This is a genomic window from Marichromatium purpuratum 984, assembly GCF_000224005.2.
Taxonomy (GTDB): Bacteria; Pseudomonadota; Gammaproteobacteria; order Chromatiales; family Chromatiaceae; genus Marichromatium; species Marichromatium purpuratum.
The window spans coordinates 2,985,182-3,005,221 of the sequence record NZ_CP007031.1 but is presented as its reverse complement, the minus strand read 5'-3'; the positions used below and the strand labels follow the sequence as shown (position 1 = coordinate 3,005,221).

General features: G+C 66.2%; 21 protein-coding genes. 19 read left to right on the top strand and 2 right to left on the bottom strand.

From position 1 onward, the window contains the following. Window positions 1–157 precede the first annotated feature (157 nt). Entirely contained in the window at window positions 158–1,348 is a 1,191-nt protein-coding gene (gene crtY, locus MARPU_RS13055; RefSeq protein WP_043763738.1) for a lycopene beta-cyclase CrtY, read from the bottom strand. Between the two features lie 384 nt (window positions 1,349–1,732). Between crtY and crtD the strand changes: the two genes are divergently transcribed. The 19 genes from crtD to MARPU_RS12965 all read left to right on the top strand — a co-directional run bounded on the left by crtD (window position 1,733) and on the right by MARPU_RS12965 (window position 18,980). Then, window positions 1,733–3,253 carry a 1-hydroxycarotenoid 3,4-desaturase CrtD gene (gene crtD, locus MARPU_RS13050; protein WP_005221481.1) on the top strand — a complete coding sequence of 507 codons (1,521 nt, stop codon included), beginning with the start codon at window positions 1,733–1,735 and terminating at the stop codon, window positions 3,251–3,253. Between the two features lie 102 nt (window positions 3,254–3,355). Continuing rightward, window positions 3,356–4,354 carry a hypothetical protein gene (locus MARPU_RS13045; RefSeq protein WP_005221483.1) on the top strand — a complete coding sequence of 333 codons (999 nt, stop codon included), beginning with the start codon at window positions 3,356–3,358 and terminating at the stop codon, window positions 4,352–4,354. Window positions 4,355–4,538: 184 nt separating this feature from the next. Then, window positions 4,539–5,510, top strand: coding sequence for a chlorophyll synthesis pathway protein BchC (bchC, locus tag MARPU_RS13040; protein WP_005221484.1), 972 nt, complete (start codon window positions 4,539–4,541; stop codon window positions 5,508–5,510). After that, window positions 5,507–6,463: a chlorophyllide a reductase iron protein subunit X gene (locus MARPU_RS13035; protein WP_005221486.1), complete on the top strand. Its 957-nt coding sequence runs from the start codon at window positions 5,507–5,509 to the stop codon at window positions 6,461–6,463. The genes bchC and MARPU_RS13035 overlap by 4 nt, the downstream gene beginning before the upstream one ends. Next, window positions 6,456–7,937, top strand: a complete 1,482-nt coding sequence (bchY, locus tag MARPU_RS13030) for a chlorophyllide a reductase subunit Y (protein ID WP_005221488.1) — start codon at window positions 6,456–6,458, stop codon at window positions 7,935–7,937. Before MARPU_RS13035 ends, bchY begins: the two co-directional genes overlap by 8 nt. 13 nt (window positions 7,938–7,950) lie before the next feature. Further along, window positions 7,951–9,399: a chlorophyllide a reductase subunit Z gene (gene bchZ / locus MARPU_RS13025; RefSeq protein ID WP_005221489.1), complete on the top strand. Its 1,449-nt coding sequence runs from the start codon at window positions 7,951–7,953 to the stop codon at window positions 9,397–9,399. A 570-nt stretch (window positions 9,400–9,969) separates the two neighbouring features. Next, window positions 9,970–10,113 carry a light-harvesting antenna LH1, beta subunit gene (gene pufB / locus MARPU_RS13020; protein ID WP_005221491.1) on the top strand — a complete coding sequence of 48 codons (144 nt, stop codon included), beginning with the start codon at window positions 9,970–9,972 and terminating at the stop codon, window positions 10,111–10,113. 86 nt (window positions 10,114–10,199) lie between these two features. Next, window positions 10,200–10,403, top strand: coding sequence for a light-harvesting antenna LH1, alpha subunit (gene pufA / locus MARPU_RS13015; RefSeq protein WP_005221493.1), 204 nt, complete (start codon window positions 10,200–10,202; stop codon window positions 10,401–10,403). A gap of 115 nt (window positions 10,404–10,518) precedes the next feature. Then, window positions 10,519–11,355 (top strand): photosynthetic reaction center subunit L, encoded by an 837-nt coding sequence (gene pufL, locus MARPU_RS13010; protein ID WP_005221495.1) that lies wholly within the window; start codon window positions 10,519–10,521, stop codon window positions 11,353–11,355. Between the two features lie 16 nt (window positions 11,356–11,371). Beyond that, the gene (gene pufM, locus MARPU_RS13005; protein ID WP_005221497.1) at window positions 11,372–12,346 is read left to right on the top strand and encodes a photosynthetic reaction center subunit M; all 975 of its coding nucleotides are present in this window, start codon (window positions 11,372–11,374) and stop codon (window positions 12,344–12,346) included. Continuing rightward, window positions 12,343–13,530: a photosynthetic reaction center cytochrome PufC gene (gene pufC, locus MARPU_RS13000; protein ID WP_005221500.1), complete on the top strand. Its 1,188-nt coding sequence runs from the start codon at window positions 12,343–12,345 to the stop codon at window positions 13,528–13,530. Before pufM ends, pufC begins: the two co-directional genes overlap by 4 nt. 166 nt (window positions 13,531–13,696) lie before the next feature. Next, window positions 13,697–13,843 (top strand): light-harvesting antenna LH1, beta subunit, encoded by a 147-nt coding sequence (pufB, locus tag MARPU_RS12995; protein WP_005221502.1) that lies wholly within the window; start codon window positions 13,697–13,699, stop codon window positions 13,841–13,843. Window positions 13,844–13,924: 81 nt separating this feature from the next. Continuing rightward, on the top strand, window positions 13,925–14,059 hold the full coding sequence (gene pufA / locus MARPU_RS17310; protein ID WP_005221503.1) for a light-harvesting antenna LH1, alpha subunit: 135 nt from the start codon (window positions 13,925–13,927) through the stop codon (window positions 14,057–14,059). Between the two features lie 333 nt (window positions 14,060–14,392). After that, window positions 14,393–14,587 carry a light-harvesting antenna LH1, alpha subunit gene (gene pufA / locus MARPU_RS12990; protein ID WP_005221504.1) on the top strand — a complete coding sequence of 65 codons (195 nt, stop codon included), beginning with the start codon at window positions 14,393–14,395 and terminating at the stop codon, window positions 14,585–14,587. Between the two features lie 78 nt (window positions 14,588–14,665). Further along, a complete protein-coding gene (locus tag MARPU_RS12985; RefSeq protein WP_005221507.1) occupies window positions 14,666–15,094 on the top strand; it encodes a secondary thiamine-phosphate synthase enzyme YjbQ in 429 nt (142 codons plus the stop codon). A 4-nt stretch (window positions 15,095–15,098) separates the two neighbouring features. Further along, window positions 15,099–16,400 carry a RuBisCO large subunit C-terminal-like domain-containing protein gene (locus tag MARPU_RS12980; protein WP_005221509.1) on the top strand — a complete coding sequence of 434 codons (1,302 nt, stop codon included), beginning with the start codon at window positions 15,099–15,101 and terminating at the stop codon, window positions 16,398–16,400. Window positions 16,401–16,494: 94 nt separating this feature from the next. Then, window positions 16,495–17,073 (top strand): isopentenyl-diphosphate Delta-isomerase, encoded by a 579-nt coding sequence (gene idi, locus MARPU_RS12975; RefSeq protein ID WP_005221510.1) that lies wholly within the window; start codon window positions 16,495–16,497, stop codon window positions 17,071–17,073. A gap of 130 nt (window positions 17,074–17,203) precedes the next feature. Further along, a complete protein-coding gene (gene lipA, locus MARPU_RS12970) occupies window positions 17,204–18,169 on the top strand; it encodes a lipoyl synthase (protein ID WP_005221512.1) in 966 nt (321 codons plus the stop codon). After that, window positions 18,144–18,980: a YdcF family protein gene (locus MARPU_RS12965; protein WP_232229470.1), complete on the top strand. Its 837-nt coding sequence runs from the start codon at window positions 18,144–18,146 to the stop codon at window positions 18,978–18,980. Before lipA ends, MARPU_RS12965 begins: the two co-directional genes overlap by 26 nt. A gap of 6 nt (window positions 18,981–18,986) precedes the next feature. Here the strand turns inward: MARPU_RS12965 and MARPU_RS12960 are convergent, their stop codons facing one another. Next, window positions 18,987–20,024: a M14 family metallopeptidase gene (locus MARPU_RS12960; protein ID WP_005221516.1), complete on the bottom strand. Its 1,038-nt coding sequence runs from the start codon at window positions 20,022–20,024 to the stop codon at window positions 18,987–18,989. Between the last annotated feature and the right edge of the window lie 16 nt (window positions 20,025–20,040).

Below are 20,040 nucleotides of genomic sequence, written 5' to 3'. Positions count from 1 at the left end.
CATCCCCTCACTCCCTGTTTCACCCCTTCCGCCTGATTGCTGCCTCCTTTGGAGGCGCATGTCCATGTCGTGCGAATGCTGCTCGTGTGCGTCGCTGGTCGCGGTCGTCGGACCCCCGTTGCCCGTTCGCGTGCGGACGGGCGACGGGGGCGCCGGATCAGACCGAGATCGACTGGCTGTCGGGGCGTTCGGCGTGACGTAAGCGCCGCTTCGGTGTCCAGGGTGCGCCCACCCACATGATGTTCCACATGTCGACCGGGTTGATCTCCATCGCGAAGAAGCGGTGGATGGCGCGATCGGAGACCAGATAGAAGCGCTCCATCAACTTGTTGCGCCATGCTCCGTGGAACATGCCGAACATCATCAGATTGAGGAAGGCGAGGAAGCGCGATTGGGTGCGCATGGTGCGGGTCAGGCGCTTCCAGCCGGCATCGCTGAACACGGTCTCCGGCGCCACCGAGGCGAGGTAGTCGGCGAGACGGGCGGCTGCTGCCAGCGAGTACCCGGTGCCGGGGTTGAACCAGCCACCGGCATAACCGGCGTTGATCGGTCCGCTGTCGCTCGGCGCGAAGGTGCTGCGCGATGGCATCGGCAGGACCCCGACCTCGGTGCGGATGACCTGTGCGATCTCGAGGCCGAAGCGTTTCGCTTCTTCCAGGGTGTCTTCGCTCAGCGCCTGCTCGTCGATGTCCGGGCTGTTGGAGAAGTAGGTGTCCTCGATCAGCACGCGCTCGGCGGTGAAGGGGAGGATGTACTGGAAGCGGAAGCCGTCGTGCTGGCGACAGCGTGTGTCCATCAGGATCGGCGCGTTCATCGGTGCCGGACGCGCGAGTTGGCACTCCAGTCCGACGAACTTCTGGTAGCCACCGCCGCGCTGCCGGGGGGCGTGCTCCGGGCCGCGGGCATCGACCACCACCTGGGCGGTTAAGCGGCGTCCGTCGGCGAGTTCGATGCCGTGCGCCTCGACGCGGCTGACCTCGGCGCCGGTGTGGATCTGGATGTTCGGGTTGTCCGCCGCGGCTTCCTGCACCAGCCGCTCGAGGTGTTCCGAGCCGAGCGAGCTGTACTGCCCCTCGACCCAGCGCGACGACTTGTCGAAGTAGAGCTGGTAGCCGGGCCAGTGGTGCTCGGCGAGCCGGCTCGCCCAGTCCTGGCTGCTCGGTGGCAGGTCCATGGCCTGGAACGACCAAGTATGGTTGCCGCCGAGGCGTTGGTCACGCTCGAACAGCATGACGCGGGTCTGGGGGCGCCGCTCGGCCAGGGCCAATAGGATCAGGGCGTTCTGCAAGCCGCCTCCGACCAGGATGTAGTCGGCGTCGAAGTGCTGCGCGTTGGGGGCCTCTTGCATGGAGGTGTCCTCGATCAACCGTTGGTGTTGGGGCGCGGGGCGGATGTTGCGCGTGATCCCGCTCCGTGCAAAAGCGCCATGCTGCGCGTTCGCCGCGTCCGGGTCCATGTCGCGGATCAATCCATCCGGGCCTCCCTTTTGATATGTTGACCGTCCACGACGCTTGGTCGTGGTGGTGGTCGCGCGCTGCCTTGATCTGTCGCGCCTCCTGTCCACCCTGGCTGGTTTGTGCTCTCCGACGAGTGTCGTGTAAAATTTACAGATTAAAGTGTCTAGTTAACTAGACAGTTTGTGGTTGGCCTGTTTACACCCGGCGTAGGCTCGGTGCATCGACCGACTCATTCCTTTCATTGTCAAACGAAGCAGAACTGGTAAGGCAGGTCCATGCACACTAAGCGCATCCTCGTGATCGGAGCTGGTATGGGCGGTCTGACCGCCGCTCTGAAGCTGGCGGTCAACGGTCTCGACGTGGCCGTCATCGAGCGTGGTGATCGTCCCGGCGGCAAGCTGCGCGAGCAGCAGGCCAACGGGCAGAGTTTCTACACCGGGCCGACGGTACTGACCATGCCCTGGGTGTTCGAGGACATCTTCGCCGAGGCGGGTGCCGATCTCCACGAACGAGTCAAGCTCCACAAGGCCGATATCCTTGCGCGTCATGCCTGGAGCGAGGACGAACGGCTCGACCTGTTCTCCGACCATGAGCGCACCGCACAGGCGATCGCCGAGTTCGCCGGTGGCACCGAGGCCGACGCCTTCCGACGGTTCGCGCGTGACTCCGAGCGTGTCTTCAGTGCGCTCTATGGTCCCTTCATGCGTTCCTCGCAGCCGACGCCGATCTCGATCTTCGGTCGCTTCGGTTGGCGGGGCATGGGTGAGCTGGCACGTATCAAGGCGGTGTTCACCCTGTGGCAGGCCCTCAGCAGTTACTTCAAGGACGAGCGCCTGCGTCAGCTGTTTGGCCGTTACTCCACCTATGTCGGGGCCTCGCCCTATCAGGCGCCGGCGACCCTGATGCTGGTGACCGACGTCGAGCGACGTGGTGTCTATGCCGTCGACGGTGGTATCCACAACCTGCCCGAGGCGGTGGCCAAGCTCGCCGAGGAGCGTGGGGTCAAGTTCCGCTTCGGCGAGAACGTCTCCGAGGTGCTGGTCGAGAACGGTCGCGCCCGTGGCGTGCTGCTCGACAACGGCGAGCGTCTGGAGGCCGATGCCGTGGTCTACAACGGCGATGCCGCGGCGCTGGGTGCCGGGATGTTCGGCAAGGCGGCGAGCAAGGCCGTGGCCAAGGTCGCGCCGCGCAAGCGTTCGCACTCGGTGGTCACCTGGAACCTGGTAGCCAAGCCCAAGGGCTTCCCGCTGCAGTACCACAACGTGTTCTTCCCGCGCGACTACAAGCTCGAGTTCCGTCAGGTCTTCGATGATCTGACCCTGCCCTCCGAGCCGAGCGTCTACATCTGCGCCCAGGATCGTGGCAACCCCGAGGCCCCCGAGCCGACCGATGCCGAGCGTCTGCTGGTGATGGTCAATGCACCGGCGCGCGGTGACACTCAGGTCCTGCCGGAGGCCGATATCCGCACCTGCGAGGCACGGGTGATGGAGCTGCTCGAGCATTGCGGCCTGACCTTCGAGGACAGCCAGGAAGTGGCGGTGACCACGCCGGCCTACTTCGATCGAACCTATCCGGGTTCCGGTGGCGCGGTGTTCGGCCGTGTGACCCACGGCCTGTTCGGCTCCTTCGACCGCGCCAAGGCCGAGACCCGGGTCCCGGGTCTGTTCATGGCCGGTGGCTCGGTGCATCCGGGCGCGGGGATTCCGATGGCCTCGATCTCCGGGCGACTGGCGGCGTTCTCGTTGCTCCAGGACCTGGAGATCCAGCAGCCGCGCTCGGTCGTCGTTCCGCGCTGACCCCGTCCGATCCGGTGCTCTCCATCGGGTCGGATATCCGACGGCGGGGTGGGGCGGTGTGCCGCCATTCTCAATTCCATTGATGCTGGAGATTTGCGCAAGATGCGAGCAGCAGAGCCACGGGGCGCCGACGCGGCGCAGCCCATCGAGACCCAGGGGCCGGCACCTGATTTCAACATCGACGTACCGCCGCGTGGCTACGCCTGGTGGTATGTCGATGCACTCAGCGACGACGGACGTCATGGGCTGACGATCATCGCCTTCATCGGCAGCGTCTTCTCGCCCTACTACTTCAAGGGTCGCCATCGCGGCAAGCTCGATCCGCGCGAGTACTGCGCGGTCAACGCCTGCCTGTACGGCGAGCAGCGGCGCTGGGCGATGACCGAGCGTGGCGCCGACGCGTTGACCCAGAGCGACGACGCCCTGACCATCGGGCCGAGCTCGGTGCGCTGGAACCCGGACCAGACCCTGACCGTCGAACTCGATGAAATGGGCATGCCCTTCCCGCAGCGGGTGGTGCCGCAGCGCATCCGCGGACGCATCCACGTCAAGCCCAACTTCATCAATCAGCGGGTGTTCACACTCGATGCCAATGGTCGCCACCACTGGCGTCCGATCGCGCCGACCGCGCGTGTCGAGGTCGAGCTGGACCGTCCCGATCTGAAGTGGAGCGGCCACGCCTACCTCGATCGCAACTGGGGCGCCGAGCCGCTCGAGGACGCCTTCGCCTATTGGGACTGGTGTCGTGCCACGCTGGGCGAGGACGAGTCTGCGGTGCTCTACAACATGGATCGTCGCGACGGCACGCCGTTCTCGCTGGCGCTCAATTTCGCCGCCGACGGCACCATCAGCGAGTTCGATCCGCCGCCCAACCACAAGTTGCCGCGCGGCACCGTCTGGCGCTCGCCGCGCAGCATGCAGGCCGACGAGCCGCCGCGGATCGTCGAGACCCTGGAAGACACGCCCTTCTACACCCGCTCGGTGGTCTCCGCCAAGCTGCAGGGGCGTCAGGCCGAAGCGGTGCACGAGAGCGTCTCGCTCGATCGCTTCACCTCGCCCTGGGTCCAGCCACTGCTTCCCTACCGGATGCCCAAGCGCTGATCGAGCGCCCTGTCAGCAACGTCGGCCCCATGTCGTGACTCCAGTCGCGACCCGGTGGCGACGCTGCTGGCGGACCGGGATTCCCCTTTACCGCAGAGGTTTTACCGGGTTCCCCCCGCCTGGACGGGTCGGTAACTTTGGTTAAACTGACGCACCCATCAATATTCATCGTCCGAGTCGCGCCTTGAATTCCGATACATCGAAACTCGATACCCTCGCCGTGGTGCTCGAGCAGCCCAAGCAGCTCTCGCTGCAGCGCCTGCCGCTCACTCCGCCGGGAGATGCCGACGCCGTCGTCGAGATCGACTGGAGCGGTATCAGCACGGGCACCGAACGCCTGCTGTGGTCCGGGCGGATGCCGCCTTTCCCGGGCATGGGTTACCCCCTGGTGCCCGGCTACGAGTCGGTTGGCCGTGTCGTCCACGCCGGACCCGACGCCGGTGTCGCCGTCGGCGACTATGTCTTCGTGCCCGGTGCCCTGTGCTATGGCGAGGTGCGCGGCCTGTTCGGCGGCGCCTCTGCCCGGGTGGTGGTTCCAGGCGCGCGCCTGACCGTGGTCGACGAGGCGCTCGGCGAGCAGACGGTGCTGTTCGCGCTGGCGGCGACCGCCTATCACGCCATCGCCACGCCCGACGGTGGTGCCCATGCCGAGCTGATCATCGGTCACGGTGTACTGGGGCGCTTGCTCGCGCGCATCGCTGCGCTCGGTGAGGGCGACGCCCCGGTGGTGTGGGAGGTCAACCCCGACCGCGCCGCGGGTGCCGAGGGCTTCGGCTACAGTGTGGTGGCGCCGGACGATGATCCACGCCGCGACTATCGCCGGATCTGTGATGTCAGCGGCGATCCGGCGATCCTCGACACCCTGGTCGGGCGGCTTGCGCCGCAGGGCGAGATCGTGCTCGCCGGCTTCTACAGCCAGCCGCTGTCGTTCGACTTCCCGCCGGCGTTCATGCGCGAGGCGCGGTTCAAGGTGGCGGCGCAGTGGCATCCCGCCGACCTGGTCGCGGTCAAGGAACTGGTCGAGTCCGGCCGGTTGTCCCTGGACGGGCTCATTACGCATCGGGAGCCGGCCACCGAGGCCGATCGTGCCTACCGCACCGCCTTCGGTGACCCGATGTGCCTGAAGATGATTCTGGATTGGAGAGCGATTTCGTGAGCGTATCCGTCAATACCCCCGCGCCGGTCTGCGCGGCATCCGCGGCCAAGGAGACGCAGATCATCGCCATCTACGGCAAGGGTGGCATCGGCAAGAGCTTCACGCTGGCCAACCTGTCGTACATGCTGGCACAGCAGGGCAAAAAGGTGCTGCTGATCGGCTGCGACCCGAAGAGCGATACCGCCACGCTGCTGTTCGGTGGGCGCTCCTGCCCGACCATTCTCGGGACCTCGGCGGCGAAGAAGCGCGCCGGCGAGGAGGTCGTGATCAGTGATGTCTGCTTCAAGCGCGACGGCGTGTTCGCGATGGAACTCGGCGGTCCCGAGGTCGGGCGTGGCTGTGGTGGGCGCGGCATCATCCACGGCTTCGAGCTGCTCGAGCGTCTCGGCTTCAATGACTGGGACTTCGACTACGTGCTGCTCGACTTCCTCGGTGACGTGGTCTGCGGCGGCTTCGGTCTGCCGATCGCCCGCGACCTCTGTCAGAAGGTGATCGTGGTCGGCTCCAACGACCTGCAGTCGCTCTACGTCGCCAACAACGTCTGCTCGGCGGTCGAGTACTTCGCCGGGCTCGGTGGCAACGTCGGCGTCGCCGGCATGGTGATCAACAAGGACGACGGCACCGGCGAGGCCCAGGCCTTTGCCAGCTCGGTCGACATCCCGATCCTCGCCACCATCCCGGCGCACGAGGAGATCCGCCGCAAGAGCGCCAATTACGAGATCATCGGTCGTCCCGGCGAACGTTGGGGGCCGCTGTTCGAGGAGCTGGCGAGCAATGTCGCCGAGGCACCGCCGCGCCGTCCCAAGCCGCTCGATCACGAGGGGCTGCTCGGTCTGTTCAAGGGCGATGAGGTGGGTCGCAACGTGGTGCTCGATCCGGCACAGCCGACCGACATGTGCAGCACCGCCGCGATCGAGCGGCCCTCGCTCGAGGTGGTCTACGACGATGTCTGATCAGCACCAGGACGGCCCCCGCGGCTCGCAGCTCGTCGCCGCTCCTGGCGATGGTGTCTGTCAGCACCGCGACGTGCTGCGTCACGCCGCCGAGACCGCCGGCGACAGCGCGCTGATCGCGCGGCTCGACGCCAACGCGGTCGCCGCCCCGCACGACCAGCCGCAGACCATGTGTCCCTCGTTCGGCGCGCTGCGCGTCGGGTTGCGGATGCGTCGTACCGCGATGCTGATGGTCGGCTCCGGCTGCTGTGTCTACGGTCTGAGCTTCACCGCTCACTTCTATGGCGCGCGTCGCTCGATCGGCTACATCCCGTTCGACTCCGAGAGCCTGGTCTCCGGCCAGCTCTACGAGGATGTGCGCGAGGCCGTCGACACGCTTGCCGATCCCGAGCGTTACGACACCATCGTGGTGATCAATCTGTGCGTGCCGACCGCCTCCGGTGTGCCGCTGCGGCTGCTGCCCAAGGAGCACAACGGGGTGCGTGTGCTCGGCATCGACATCCCCGGCTTCGGTGTGCCGACCCATGCCGAGGCCAAGGACGTGCTCGCCGGGGCGATGCTCAACTACGCCCGCCGCGAGGCCGAGCAGGGGCCGGTACAGGCGCCGCGCGGTGGTCGCAGCGAGCGTCCCACGGTCACCCTGCTCGGCGAGATGTTCCCGGCCGATCCGGTCGGCATCGGCATGTTGCTCGAGCCGCTCGGGCTGGCCGCCGGTCCGGTGATTCCGACCCGCGAGTGGCGTGAACTCTATGCCGCGCTCGATTGCGCTGCCGCCGCCGCGATCCATCCGCATTACGCCGACAGCGCGCGCGAGTTCATCGCCGCCGGACGCTCGGTGGTGGGATCGGCCCCGGTCGGGGTCGAGGGCACCGCCGCCTGGCTCGACGCCATCGGCGAGGCTTGCGGGGTTGCGCGTGATGCGGTCGACGCGGCGAAGAACCGTTTCCTGCCGGCGATCAAGGGCGCGCTCTCCGGTGCGCCGATCAAGGGGCGGGTGCTGGTCTCCGGTTACGAGGGTTCGGAGCTGCTGGTCGCGCGCCTGTTGATCGAATCCGGTGCCGAGGTGCCCTATGTCGGCACCGCCTGTCCGCGTACGCCTTGGTCGGAGGCCGATCTGGCCTGGCTCGAGGAGCGCGGCGTGCCGGTGCAGTTCCGCGCCTCGCTGGAGCAGGACCTGGCTGCGGTGAAGGCACTCGAGCCGGATCTGGCCATCGGCACCACGCCGGTGGTGCAGGCGGCCAAGGAGATGACCATCCCCGCGCTCTATTTCACCAATCTGATCTCGGCACGCCCGCTGATGGGGCCTGCCGGGGCCGGCTCGTTGGCGCAGGTGATCAACGCTGCGCTGGGCAACCGTGCCCGCTTCGACACCATGAAGGCGTTCTTCGCCGGGGTCGGGGAGGGGGCCACGAGCGGGGTCTGGCCCGTGGCGCCCGGCACGCGTCGCGCTAAGTCGGCCCGAGCCGCGCACTGAGGACGTCCTACCGATGCTGATCAACGACCTCGACCGCGCTGGCGGTTACTGGGGCTCTGTCTACGTCTTCACCGCCGTCAAGGGTCTGCAGGTGATCATCGACGGCCCGGTGGGCTGCGAGAACCTGCCGGTGACGGCGGTGCTGCACTACACCGACGGTCTGCCGCCGCACGAGCTGCCGGTGGCGGTGACCGGGCTGGGTGAGGAGGAGCTGGGGCAGGAGGGGACCGAGCAGGCGATGCGCCGAGCCTTCGAGAGCCTCGATCCGAAACTGCCGACAGTGGTGGTGACCGGTTCGATCGCCGAGATGATCGGCGGTGGCGTGACCCCCGCAGGCACCAATATCCAGCGCTTCCTGCCGCGCACCATCGACGAGGACCAGTGGCAGAGCGCCAATCGCGCGATGTACTGGTTGTGGACCCAGTACGGACCGAAGAAGGGCAAGGCGGCGAAGCGCCGCGAGCGCGGCCCGGACGAGAAGCCGAAGGTGAACATCATCGGTCCGATGTATGGCACCTTCAACATGCCCTCGGATCTGGCCGAGATCCAGCGGCTGATCGAGGGGATCGGCGCCGAGGTCAACCTGACCTTTCCGCTCGGCTGCGAACTCTCGGAGATCCCCAGGCTCGCCGACGCCGACGTCAACGTGTGCCTGTATCGCGAGAGCGGTCGGGCGCTGTGCGAGGCGCTGGATCGACCCTATTTGCAGGCGCCGATCGGGCTGCACAGCACCACCAAGTTCCTGCGTACTCTCGGTGAGCTGCTCGGGCTCGACCCCGAGCCCTTCATCGAGCGCGAGAAGCACACCACCATCAAGCCGATCTGGGATCTGTGGCGCTCGGTCACCCAGGACTTCTTCGGTACCGCGAGTTTCGGCATCTCGGCCAGCGAGACCTATGCCCGTGGAGTGCGCCACTTCCTCGAGGACGAGCTGGGGCTGCCGTGCAACTTCGCCTTCTCGCGCCGCGCCGGGGTGAAGATCGACAACGATGCGATCCGCACCGCGGTGCAGGAGAAGACCCCGCTGATCGTCTTCGGCAGCTACAACGAGCGCATGTATCTCGCCGAGATCGGTGCCCGCGCGACCTATATCCCGGCCTCCTTCCCGGGGACCGTGATCCGGCGTCATACCGGCACCCCCTTCATGGGCTATGCCGGGGCGACCTATCTGGTCCAGGAGGTGTGCAACGCACTGTTCGACACGCTGTTCAACATCCTGCCGCTGGGCAGTGATCTCGATCGCGTCGATCCGACGCCGGCGCGGATGCACCGCGAGCTGCCCTGGGCGCCCGAGGCGCGCGCGCTGTTCGACCAGATCGTCGAGGCGCAGCCGGTGTTGGTGCGCATCTCGGCGGCCAAGCGGTTGCGTGACGCCGCCGAGCGTGCCGCACGTACCGCCGGCCTCGAGCAGGTCGAAGTCGCGCAGGTGGAGCAGTCGCGCACGGTCGTCTCCAGCGCTTGAGTCCTGCTCCAGAGGCGCCGAGGCGGGGTGACTGGCCTCGTCTCGGTGTCTGTGTCCGACCCTGTCGTTCGCGCTCCGCCCGCCTTGGGGCGCGACTTCTCTCTCCTCCCGTGGCGCGTCCGTCGCCGTCATTTCAATGCTTACACCACGCCTCGTCGTCCCGGGGTGGATCGAATCCTGATCCGGGGCATGGTTGGGCGAAAAACTGGTGTAAATGTAGATTGACATCTGTGTCAGTCAAGCTAGACTGACACCCAAAATCCAGCCAGCCCGTAGGGCCATCGTACTTTCGAGTCCGCGCTGTTGTGAGTCATCCGTGAGCCATGCGCACGACGCCAACCTCGATCGATCTCCGAGCAAGGAGCGAACGGAATCGGGGTACAAGAGGTATCCGGGGGTGGTGTATCGGATTGCCAATCGCCCTCCAGGGGGAGATCGGCACGATGGGACTTCGCCCGACTGGCCTTGGGTGCCTTATCAGCCGTGGCGGACAGTCTCACGGCCCCCGTCGCCGCACGGGGCAAGTGCGGCGTAATTGAGGTTTAGCTCCAAATTCGGAGGATTTATCCAATGGCTGACAACCCCAGCCTGAGCGGTCTGACCGAGCAGGAAGCGCAGGAGTTCCACGGCATCTTCGTACAGAGCATGATGGCCTTTTTCGGCATCGTGGTCGTGGCGCACATCCTCGCTTGGCTGTGGCGTCCCTGGCTCTGATCCGAGTGTAGGTGCACAGGCATCGCCTGGGCGGCCTGCGCGGCAACTGCTGCACGACCCTTACGATTTTTTGAGGAGAATTGACTATGTTCCCGACTGAAACCATGTGGAAGATCTGGATGCTCATCGATCCGCGTCGTGTCCTGATCGCCATCTTCGCCTTCCTGCTCGTGCTGGCTCTCGCCATCCACATGATTCTGCTGAGCACCACTGAGTTCAACTGGCTCGAGGACGGTATCCCGGCCTCGCCGGTCCAGCAGGTGACGCCGGTTGTGCCCCAGAACCAGTAAGGTTTTCAACGGGGGCGACGGGCGTGACCCGACCCTGGTGGTCGAGTCCACCTGTCGTGCGACAGGCTAAGAGGAGGCAACCGGCTCGGGGCCTCCCCAGCAGAGGATTTTTACGATGGCCATGCTCAGTTTTGAGAGAAAATACCGCGTCCGTGGCGGGACGCTGATAGGGGGAGACCTATTCGACTTCTGGGTGGGGCCGTTCTATGTCGGCTTCTTCGGAGTGACGGGCTTCTTCTTCGCATTGTTGGGTGTGCTCCTGATCGTCTGGGGCGCCACCATCGGTCCCAACGCCGAACTTCAGACTTACAACCTCTGGCAGATCAGCATCGCGCCGCCGGACCTGAGTTATGGTCTAGGCATGGCACCGCTGACCGAAGGTGGGTTGTGGCAAATCATCACCATCTGCGCCATCGGCGCCTTCGTGTCCTGGGCGCTACGCGAGGTGGAGATCTGCCGCAAGCTCGGTATCGGGTTCCACATTCCCTTCGCATTCGCGTTCGCGATCGGTGCCTACCTGACGCTGGTGGTCGTTCGTCCGGTGCTGATGGGTGCCTGGGGGCACGGCTTCCCCTACGGGATCCTGAGTCACCTCGACTGGGTGTCGAACGTGGGGTACCAGTTCCTCCACTTCCACTACAACCCGGCGCACATGCTCGGCATCACCTTCTTCTTCACCACCTGCTTGGCGCTGTCGATGCACGGCTCGCTGATCCTGTCGGTGACCAATCCTCAGAAGGGTGAGCCGGTCAAGACCGGTGAGCACGAGAACACCTTCTTCCGTGATCTCGTCGGCTACTCCATCGGCGCACTCGGCATCCACCGCCTGGGTCTGTTCCTGGCGCTGGCCGCCGTCTTCTGGAGCGCGGTGTGTATCGTCATCAGTGGCCCCTTCTGGACCCGCGGTTGGCCGGAATGGTGGAACTGGTGGCTCGAGCTTCCGCTCTGGTAGGATCTAGGAGACTACAATGCCTGAATATCAGAACATCTTTACGAGCGTGCAAGTGCGCTGCCCGGCCTATCCGGGTGTGCCGCTGCCGAAGGGTAAGCTACCACGTCTCGGAAAGCCTATTTTCTCCTACTGGCTCGGGAAGATCGGTGACGCACAGTTCGGTCCCATCTATCTCGGATTCACCGGCACTCTGTCGCTGATCTTCGGCACCATCGCGCTGCTGATCATCGGCTTCAACATGCTGGCCAGCGTCGACTGGAGCCCGATCGAGTTCGTCAAGAACTTCTTCTGGCTCGCACTCGAGCCGCCGGCTCCGGAGTACGGTCTGACCATTCCGCCGCTCACCGAAGGTGGCTGGTGGCTGGCGACCGGGTTCTTCCTGACCACCTCGATCATCCTGTGGTGGATTCGCACCTACAAGCGTGCGGCCGACCTGGGTATGAGCCAGTACCTCTCCTGGGCGTTCGCGGCGGCCATCTTCTTCTATCTCAGCCTGGGCTTCATTCGCCCGGTGATGATGGGAAGTTGGGCCGAGGCCGTGCCCTTCGGCATCTTCCCCCACCTGGACTGGACGGCTGCCTTCTCGATCCGTTACGGGAACCTGTACTACAACCCGTTCCACATGGTCTCGATCGCCTTCCTCTACGGTTCGGCGCTGCTCTTCGCCATGCACGGCGCGACCATCCTGGCGGTGAGCCGCTTCGGTGGCGACCGTGAGATCGACCAGGTGGTGGATCGTGGTACCGCCGCCGAGCGTGCCGCACTGTTCTGGCGTTGGACCATGGGCTTCAACGCGACCATGGAGTCGATCCACCGCTGGGCCTGGTGGTGTGCGGTCCTGACCGTGATCACCGCTGGTATCGGCATCCTGCTCACCGGCACCGTTGTCGACAACTGGTACCTCTGGGCGGTCAAGCACGGCGTCGCGCCGAGCTATCCGATCGAAACCACCGTGCAAGACCCGTTGATGCTGCAGGGGGTGTCGCAATGAATATTGGCAAGCAAGCATCCATCCCAGCTGTAGCACTGGTTGCTTCGGTGGTGTTGCTCGGGTGCGAGCGTCCGCCACCAGAGGTCGTGCAGGGCGGCTACCGCGGTCTGGCCATGGAGCACGTCAAGAATCCTCGGCTGCTCGAGGCCAGCATCAAGGAGAACCTGCCTCCCCAGGTGATCCCGGCGGCGGCTCCCGGTGGCCCGATGGCGACCGATATCTACCAGAACGTGCAGGTGCTCGACGACCTCACCATGGCCGAGTTCACTCGCACCATGGTGGCGGTGACCATGTGGGTCTCTCCGGAAGAGGGCTGTAACTACTGCCACGTCCCCGGTGACTTCGCCTCCGACGACATCTACACCAAGGTGGTGTCGCGGCGGATGTTCGAGCTGACCCGTCGTGCCAACAGCGCCTGGAAGGACCACGTCGCCGACACGGGTGTGACTTGCTACACCTGTCACCGCGGCAACCCGGTGCCGGAGTACGTCTGGACCAGCGATCCGGGTCCGGATCAGCCCTCGGGCGTGGTGCCGACCGGTCAGAACATCTCCGGGGTGTCGACCGTCGCCTACTCGTCGCTGCCGTTTGATCCGCTGACCCCGTTCCTCGATCAGGAGAACGAGATCCGCGTCATCGGCAACACCGCCCTGCCGTCGGGGAACGCCAACTCGATCAAGCAGGCCGAGTGGACCTATGGTCTGATGATGCACATCTCGGATGCGCTGGGCGTGAACTGCACCTACTGCCACAACAGCCGGTCGTTCTTCGCCTGGGATCAGAGCACGCCCAAGCGGACCACCGCCTGGTATGCGATCCGCCATGTGCGCGAGATCAACCAGGACTACCTGTGGCCGCTCAACGAGGCGCTGCCCGATTCGCGCCGGGGCCCTTATGGCGACCCCTACCGCGTCAGCTGTAAGACTTGTCACCAGGGCGCTTACAAGCCGCTCTATGGTGCGAAGATGCTGAAGGACTATCCGGGTCTCATCCCGCAGGCCGACCTCGTCGCCCAGGCCGAGCAAGAGGCCGCCGCCGCTGCCGAGCAGGAGACCGTCGTGGTCGCCGAGCAGGAAGCTGCACCGGTCGAGGAGCAGGAGACTGCACCGGCTGAGGAGCAGGAGACTGCACCGGTCGAGGAGCAGGAGACTGCGCCTGTCGAGGCGGATACTCAGCAGCTGTAACGGGCGGACTCGGACTTCGCTCGTGATCGGGGCAGGGACGCCCTAGACGGCACCGGAGTGTGCGCACTTCGGTAACGTCGCAGCCCAGGGAGCCATGCGCCCCCCCGGGACGTTGAGCACCGGCGAAGTCGATCGCTTAAGGTGACGATCGAGAGGAAAGCATTCAATGGCTCATGAAAACCGCTCGATGTCTGGACTGACCGAAGACGAAGCCAGGGAATTTCACGGCATCTTCGTGTCCAGTTTCGTCGCGTTCACGGGGATCGTCGTCGTTGCACACATCCTCGTGTGGTTGTGGCGTCCCTGGCTGTAACAGTCCAGGGGTTTTTGGTCGAAGACCGATCGGGTGCCCGAAGATCCGGATCCACCCACCTGTAAGACACTGGAGAGAACCATGCATAAGATTTGGCAGATCTTTGATCCGCGTAGAACCCTGGTCGCACTGCTCGGCTTCCTGTTCGTGCTGGCCCTGCTGATCCACTTCATCCTGCTCAGCAGCCCGGCATTCAACTGGGTGAGCGGCGCGTAATCGTTCGCGTGGTACGGAGTGCGCTCCGCTGGTTGCCTGGCGGCCAGCGGAGCGCCTCGAAACCCTTATCGATGTGGGGGAAAACACGTCGATGGCGGATCGGTCTCTACATGAAGTCGCCGTCTTTGCTCCCGGTAAAGTTCCATACGGTCTTTATGTCTGTCGTGAGCCGTCGCTGCTCATCCGATCTCGGCAGGGGACAGTCTTCGTCCATTCTCGTGCGTAGTTGCGGTGTCCTCGACCCAGAACGAAGGGTTCAACCGCATGGCGGATATTGACGGGAGATGGCCCGCGACTTGGAGCCCTTCCAGTCATGTCTCATGGAGATACTCAATGAACAAGATTTGGCAGATCTGGCAGATCGTTGATCCGCGCATGATCATCATCGCCGTGGTCGGGTCCTTCGCGACTTGTGCGCTGGTGTTCCATCTGCTGCTGCTCAGTGTTCCGGATTACAGCTGGTTCAAGGGAGAGGCAATCGGCTACTCGGCCGTCGGCGACATGTCGCCCCTGCCGACCCTGCGCTGATTCCCGGTTGCGGACGAGGGGACCCCGGTCTCCCTCGCTCCGTCACGCCTCATTTCCCGAGCTACGTCAGCCTTCCCAATGCATTTCCACAGCCGCCGCCTGTCGCTGCGGACCACCGCCCCTATCGAAATCATCGATATCACCGCCGAGGTTCAAGCAACCTTCGCGCGCGAATCGATCCGGGCGGGTACGGTCACCCTTCATTCTCCGCACACCACTGCCTTCGTCTCCCTCAACGAGCGTGAGACCATGCTGCAGCAGGACATGCTGGAATTTCTCACCCGTCTGGCGCCCAAGGGTGCGGGATATGGGCACGACCGGGCGCCGGTCGACGGTCGCGAGAATGCCCATGCCCATCTCATCGGGTTGTTCATGAATGCCTCCGAGAGTATCCCCGTCGACAACGGCGAGCTGCTGCTCGGTCGCTGGCAGTCGATCTTCTTCGTCGAACTCGACGGTCCGCGCGAGGCGCGCACCCTCAATATCCAGATCTCCGGAGTCCGCTGATCCCATGACCCCTGCCGATTGCGAGGGCTTCTTCGCCACGCTCGACGAGCTGGTGGCCGACGACTACATCCTGCTCGACTACTACCTCGAATGCAGCGGCGATCCGCGCGAGGCGGTCGCGCACTTCTGCGCTGAGCAGTCCACCGCGCAGTGGCGCCGCGTCGGCAGCGACGAGGACCTGCGCCCGCGCTTCGGCGCGCGCGCGGTCGAACTCGAGGTGCTGGAGCGAGACCGTCCGGGCTTCAGCTATGGCCTCGAACCCGAGGTCACCGCCGGCGTCTCCGCCTGCCGGGTGCGCATCGCCCATCCCCATCGCAACTTCGGCCCGCGCATCCCCAACCTGCTGAGCGCGGTGTGCGGCGAGGGCACCTTCTTCTCGCCCGGCGCGCCGGTGGTCAAGCTGCTCGACATCCATTTCCCGGCGGCCTATCTGGCCCAGTTCCCCGGACCCAAGTTCGGCGTCCAGGGGCTGCGCGATCGGCTCCAGGCCTATGATCGGCCGATCTTCTTCGGTGTCATCAAACCCAACATCGGTCTGCCGCCCGAGGCCTTCAGCGAACTCGGCTACCAGGGCTGGCTCGGTGGGCTCGACATCGCCAAGGACGACGAGATGCTCGCCGACACCGACTGGTGTCCGCTCGAGCGTCGCGCCGAGCTGCTCGGCACCGCGCGGCGTCGCGCCGAGGCCGAGACCGGCACCCCCAAGATCTATCTCGCCAATGTCACCGACGAGGTCGAGAACCTGATCGAGCTGCACGATCGTGCCGTTGCCCGCGGCGCCAACGCGCTGCTGGTCAACGCCATGCCGGTGGGCCTGAGCGCGGTGCGTATGCTGCGCGAGCACACCCAGGTGCCGCTGGTTGCCCACTTCCCCTTCATCGCGCCCTTCAGTCGCATGGAGCGCTTCGGCATCCACTCGCGGGTGTTTGCCAAGCTGCAGCGTCTGGCCGGGTTCGACGTCGTCATCATGCCCGGCTTCGGTTCGCGCATGTTCACCTCCGACGACGAGGTGCGCGCCAACGCCGCTGCCTGTCTCGAGCCCATGGGCGAGCTGTTGCCAAGTCTGCCGGTCCCGGGCGGCAGCGACAACGCGCTCACCCTTGCAAGGGTCCACGACAAGCTCGGCACCGTCGACTTCGGCTTCGTGCCGGGGCGCGGCGTGTTCGGCCATCCGCATGGCCCGCGTGGTGGTGCGGCGAGCATTCGTCAGGCCTGGGAGGCGATCGCCCAGGGCGTTCCCCTGCTAGACTATGCCGCCGAGCACGTCGAGCTGCGCGCGGCCATCGACGCCTTCGGGACGCGCTGAGTCGTCGGCGCCCCGATCCGACCCTGAATCCGAACGACGTCTCCCGCACCCCGTCGCGCGCCTGGTGGGGCGGGAGCGCGCTGGAGGTGAGACCTTGACCGCCCAAGTCCTTCCGCCCCTGAATGCCGCCGAACTCGAGCAGGTCGCCCGACGCGACGCCAGCGAGCAGCTGATCGTCGTCGACCGCGAGGATCGCGAGATCGGTCCGGCCGGCAAGCTGGAGGTGCACGTCGACGGCCGACTCCATCGCGCCTTCTCGATCCTGGTGTTCAACGCCCGTGGCGAGCTGTTGCTGCAGCGCCGCGCCGATGCCAAGTATCACTTCGCCAACCGCTGGTCGAACACCTGTTGCGGCCACCCGCGCCCGGGCGAGACCACGGTCGCCGGCGCCGGTCGGCGGCTCAAGGAAGAATTCGGCTTCCGCGTCCCGCTCACCGAGCGCAACGAGCTGATCTATCGCGCCGAGGATCAGGCCTCGGGCCTGATCGAGCACGAATACCTGCATATCTACCACGGTCACTTCACCGAGACCCCACAGCCCGACCCCGCCGAGGTCGGCGCCTGGCGGTGGATGTCGGTGGCGGCGATCCGTCGCGCCCTGCGCATGCACCCGGAGTGGTTCACTCCCTGGTTTGCGATCCTCGTCGATCGGTTGCTGCCGCCCGAGGACTGATTCCCGTCCTCCGTTGGCCGGCGCGACCTGACTCTGGTCGCGCTTGTTTCGCCGTCTCGTCTCCCCGATGATGATGCGGATGTCGTCAACCGCAACAGCCTCGTGTGAGCGCGAGGCCGGGAACCCGTCCATGTCAGATCAGGATCCGCTGCGCGCGCCCTCGCGCGCGACCCCAGAGACCCACCAGCGCGGCCGCGACAAGCTCGCCCGCATCCCGGTCAAGGTCGCGACCGATGCCCCGGTGCTGCGCAAGCCCGCCTGGATCCGCGCGCGCGCCCCGCTCGGCGCCGAGGTGCGGCGCATCAAGGCGCTGATGCGCGAGCACAAGCTCGCCACCGTGTGCGAGGAGGCGATGTGCCCGAACCTCGGTGAGTGCTTCAACCACGGCACCGCCACCTTCATGATCCTCGGCGATGTCTGCACCCGCCGTTGTCCCTTCTGCGACGTCGCCCACGGTCGTCCCGAGCCGCCCGATCCCGCCGAGCCCGAGCACCTGGCCAGTTCGATCGCGGCGATGGGGCTGCGCTATGCGGTCATCACCTCGGTCGATCGCGATGACCTGCGCGATGGCGGCGCGGCTCACTTCGCCGCCTGCGTGCGCGCGGTGCGCGCCCAGGAGGCGGGGATCCGCGTCGAGGTGCTGGTGCCGGACTTCCGCGGTCGCGAGTCGGTCGCGCTCGACTGCTTCGTCGACGACGCGGTGCCCGACGTCTTCAACCACAACCTCGAGACCGTGCCCAGGCTCTATCGCGAGGCCCGGCCCGGTGCCGACTATGCCGGCTCGCTGCGACTGCTTGAGGCGTTCAAGGCGCGCCACCCCGATGTGCTCACCAAGTCGGGGTTGATGCTCGGGCTCGGCGAGACCCGCGACGAGGTGCTGGAGGTGATGCGCGCGCTGCGCGAGCACGGCTGCGACATGCTCACCCTCGGACAGTATCTGCAGCCCTCGCGCGCGCACCTGCCGGTGCGTCGTTACTGGACCCCGGAGGAGTTCGACGCCCTGCGCGAAGATGGCGAGGCGATGGGGTTTCGCAATGTCGCCAGCGGCGCCATGGTCCGCTCCTCCTATCATGCCGACCTGCAGGCGCCGCTGTGAGGCGCCGCCCCCGGCGCGCATGAGCGTGCTCTACAGCGTACTCAAGAGCCTGCTGATGCCGCCCGGCATCCTGGTGCTGGCGTTGTTGCTGGCCGCGCTGCTGGTGCAGGGCGGGGTGGGGCGGGTGCTGCTGCTGACCGCCACCCTGGCGCTCGCGGCGATGAGCCTGCCGGCCGTCGGCGCCTGGCTGATGGCGCCGCTGGAGCGACATGCGCCGCTCGCCACCCCCGGTCACCCGATCCCGACCGATGCCGAGGCGATCCTGGTGCTCAGCGCCGGGCGTACGAGCGCGGCCCCGGAGTACGGCGGCGAGAGCGTCGACAGCGCCACCCTGCGTCGTCTGCGCTACGCCGCGCATCTGCAGCGCGCCACCGGGTTGCCGCTCTATGTCAGCGGCGGTAGCCCGCCGCCGGAGGACCCACCGATTGCCCGGCTGATGGCCGAGGTGTTGCTCGAGGAGTACGGCATCACGGTCGCCGGGATCGAAGCGCGGAGCCTCAACACCTGGGAGAACGCCGCCTATTCGGCGCCGATGCTCGCGCACGACGGCCATCGACGCATCCTGCTGGTCTCCGATGCCTGGCACCTGAGACGCGCGTTGCGGGTGTTCGAGGAGGTCGGTCTGGCGCCGATCGCCGCGCCCACCGGGTTTCTCCACGACCCCGACCCGGATGACTGGAACTATCGTGACTGGCTGCCCTCGGCGCGCGGCTTCGTGGTCAGCTACTACGCGCTCCACGAACATCTCGGCTGGCTGTGGTATCGGTTGCGCCGCCTGGTCACGGGCTCGCCGCGTCCGGCCTCGGGTTGAGCCCGCTCAATCGTCGCGTACGGCCAGCGGCGGTTCGCGACGGATCATCAGATAACAGAGACAGTCCTGGCGGATCACCACCTCGTTGCGGGTGAGCATCGAGGGCATCGCCGGGCGGCGCAGCAACAGCGCATCGCCATCGAGCCTGAAGAACTGCGCGCTCAGGTCTCGGCCCTCGGCGTCGTGCACCTCGACACAGAGCCCCTTGCCGGGGCGCACCCGACCGAAGGCCATGCCCGCCGGCAGCTCGCAGAAGTTGAGCTGTTCGAGCGCGGGGTCGAGCACCAGGTCGGCCTGCTCGGGGGGGAAGCCGAAGTGTACCTCGGGCGGGACGCGGGCGCGGGCGACGGTCTCGAACAGGTCGAACTCACGTGCCGGCGGCGGGCGTGCCGGCAGCTCGGTGAGCTGGAGCAGGGCGCCGACGAACTCGCGCGCGTGGTCGATACCACTCTGCTCGCCGACCTTGCCGCACTCCACCGTGACCGCCGGACAGATGCCGATGAAGGCCTGTGACTGCACCCCGGTGGGGCTGGTGAAATAGACCAGGGTGCGGGCGAACAGGTTCGCCAACTGCAGTGTCCGAGGTTCGAGCACGTTGACGCAGCCATAGTGCGGGTTGCGCCCGGTGTTGTTGTGCAGGTCGACGCTGGCGAAGGGCGCGCGTGCACGCATGGTCTCGACCACCTGGGCCATCATCAGCTGCTCCGGGCCATGGTCGGGCGCGGCACCGGGCCACACCCGGTTGTAGTCCGGTTGTCCGGGCAGCCGCCGGACGCCGTGGGCGGCGGCGGCGACATTGCCGATGAACAGGCTCAGCGCACGGGGCAGGCGCAGCGCGCCGTAGCGGGTCAGACGCGCGGCGAGCAGGGCGCGCACCGCCTCCCAGCCGACGGTCTCGTTGCCGTGGAGCAGCACCGAGACGAATAGCGGCGCCTGGCGCTGTCCCGGAAGATGGATCAGGGTCGGGCCGCCGAGCAGGGCCTCGAGTCCGGGCGCCGGGGTCTCGAGCAGTCCCTCCGGCAGGTGGTCGAGCTGTTGCAGCATGGCGATGGTCTCTGCG

What these genes read in the sequence shown, in the direction of transcription:
- crtY (WP_043763738.1), bottom strand. Translation starts at nt 1,348, where the DNA reads ATGCAAGAGGCCCCCAACGCGCAGCACTTCGACGCCGACTACATCCTG.
- crtD (WP_005221481.1), top strand. Translation starts at nt 1,733, where the DNA reads ATGCACACTAAGCGCATCCTCGTGATCGGAGCTGGTATGGGCGGTCTG.
- MARPU_RS13045 (WP_005221483.1), top strand. Translation starts at nt 3,356, where the DNA reads ATGCGAGCAGCAGAGCCACGGGGCGCCGACGCGGCGCAGCCCATCGAG.
- bchY (WP_005221488.1), top strand. Translation starts at nt 6,456, where the DNA reads ATGTCTGATCAGCACCAGGACGGCCCCCGCGGCTCGCAGCTCGTCGCC.
- bchZ (WP_005221489.1), top strand. Translation starts at nt 7,951, where the DNA reads ATGCTGATCAACGACCTCGACCGCGCTGGCGGTTACTGGGGCTCTGTC.
- pufB (WP_005221491.1), top strand. Translation starts at nt 9,970, where the DNA reads ATGGCTGACAACCCCAGCCTGAGCGGTCTGACCGAGCAGGAAGCGCAG.
- pufA (WP_005221493.1), top strand. Translation starts at nt 10,200, where the DNA reads ATGTTCCCGACTGAAACCATGTGGAAGATCTGGATGCTCATCGATCCG.
- pufL (WP_005221495.1), top strand. Translation starts at nt 10,519, where the DNA reads ATGGCCATGCTCAGTTTTGAGAGAAAATACCGCGTCCGTGGCGGGACG.
- pufM (WP_005221497.1), top strand. Translation starts at nt 11,372, where the DNA reads ATGCCTGAATATCAGAACATCTTTACGAGCGTGCAAGTGCGCTGCCCG.
- pufC (WP_005221500.1), top strand. Translation starts at nt 12,343, where the DNA reads ATGAATATTGGCAAGCAAGCATCCATCCCAGCTGTAGCACTGGTTGCT.
- pufB (WP_005221502.1), top strand. Translation starts at nt 13,697, where the DNA reads ATGGCTCATGAAAACCGCTCGATGTCTGGACTGACCGAAGACGAAGCC.
- pufA (WP_005221503.1), top strand. Translation starts at nt 13,925, where the DNA reads ATGCATAAGATTTGGCAGATCTTTGATCCGCGTAGAACCCTGGTCGCA.
- pufA (WP_005221504.1), top strand. Translation starts at nt 14,393, where the DNA reads ATGAACAAGATTTGGCAGATCTGGCAGATCGTTGATCCGCGCATGATC.
- MARPU_RS12985 (WP_005221507.1), top strand. Translation starts at nt 14,666, where the DNA reads ATGCATTTCCACAGCCGCCGCCTGTCGCTGCGGACCACCGCCCCTATC.
- MARPU_RS12980 (WP_005221509.1), top strand. Translation starts at nt 15,099, where the DNA reads ATGACCCCTGCCGATTGCGAGGGCTTCTTCGCCACGCTCGACGAGCTG.
- lipA (WP_005221512.1), top strand. Translation starts at nt 17,204, where the DNA reads ATGTCAGATCAGGATCCGCTGCGCGCGCCCTCGCGCGCGACCCCAGAG.
- MARPU_RS12965 (WP_232229470.1), top strand. Translation starts at nt 18,144, where the DNA reads ATGCCGACCTGCAGGCGCCGCTGTGAGGCGCCGCCCCCGGCGCGCATG.
- MARPU_RS12960 (WP_005221516.1), bottom strand. Translation starts at nt 20,024, where the DNA reads ATGCTGCAACAGCTCGACCACCTGCCGGAGGGACTGCTCGAGACCCCG.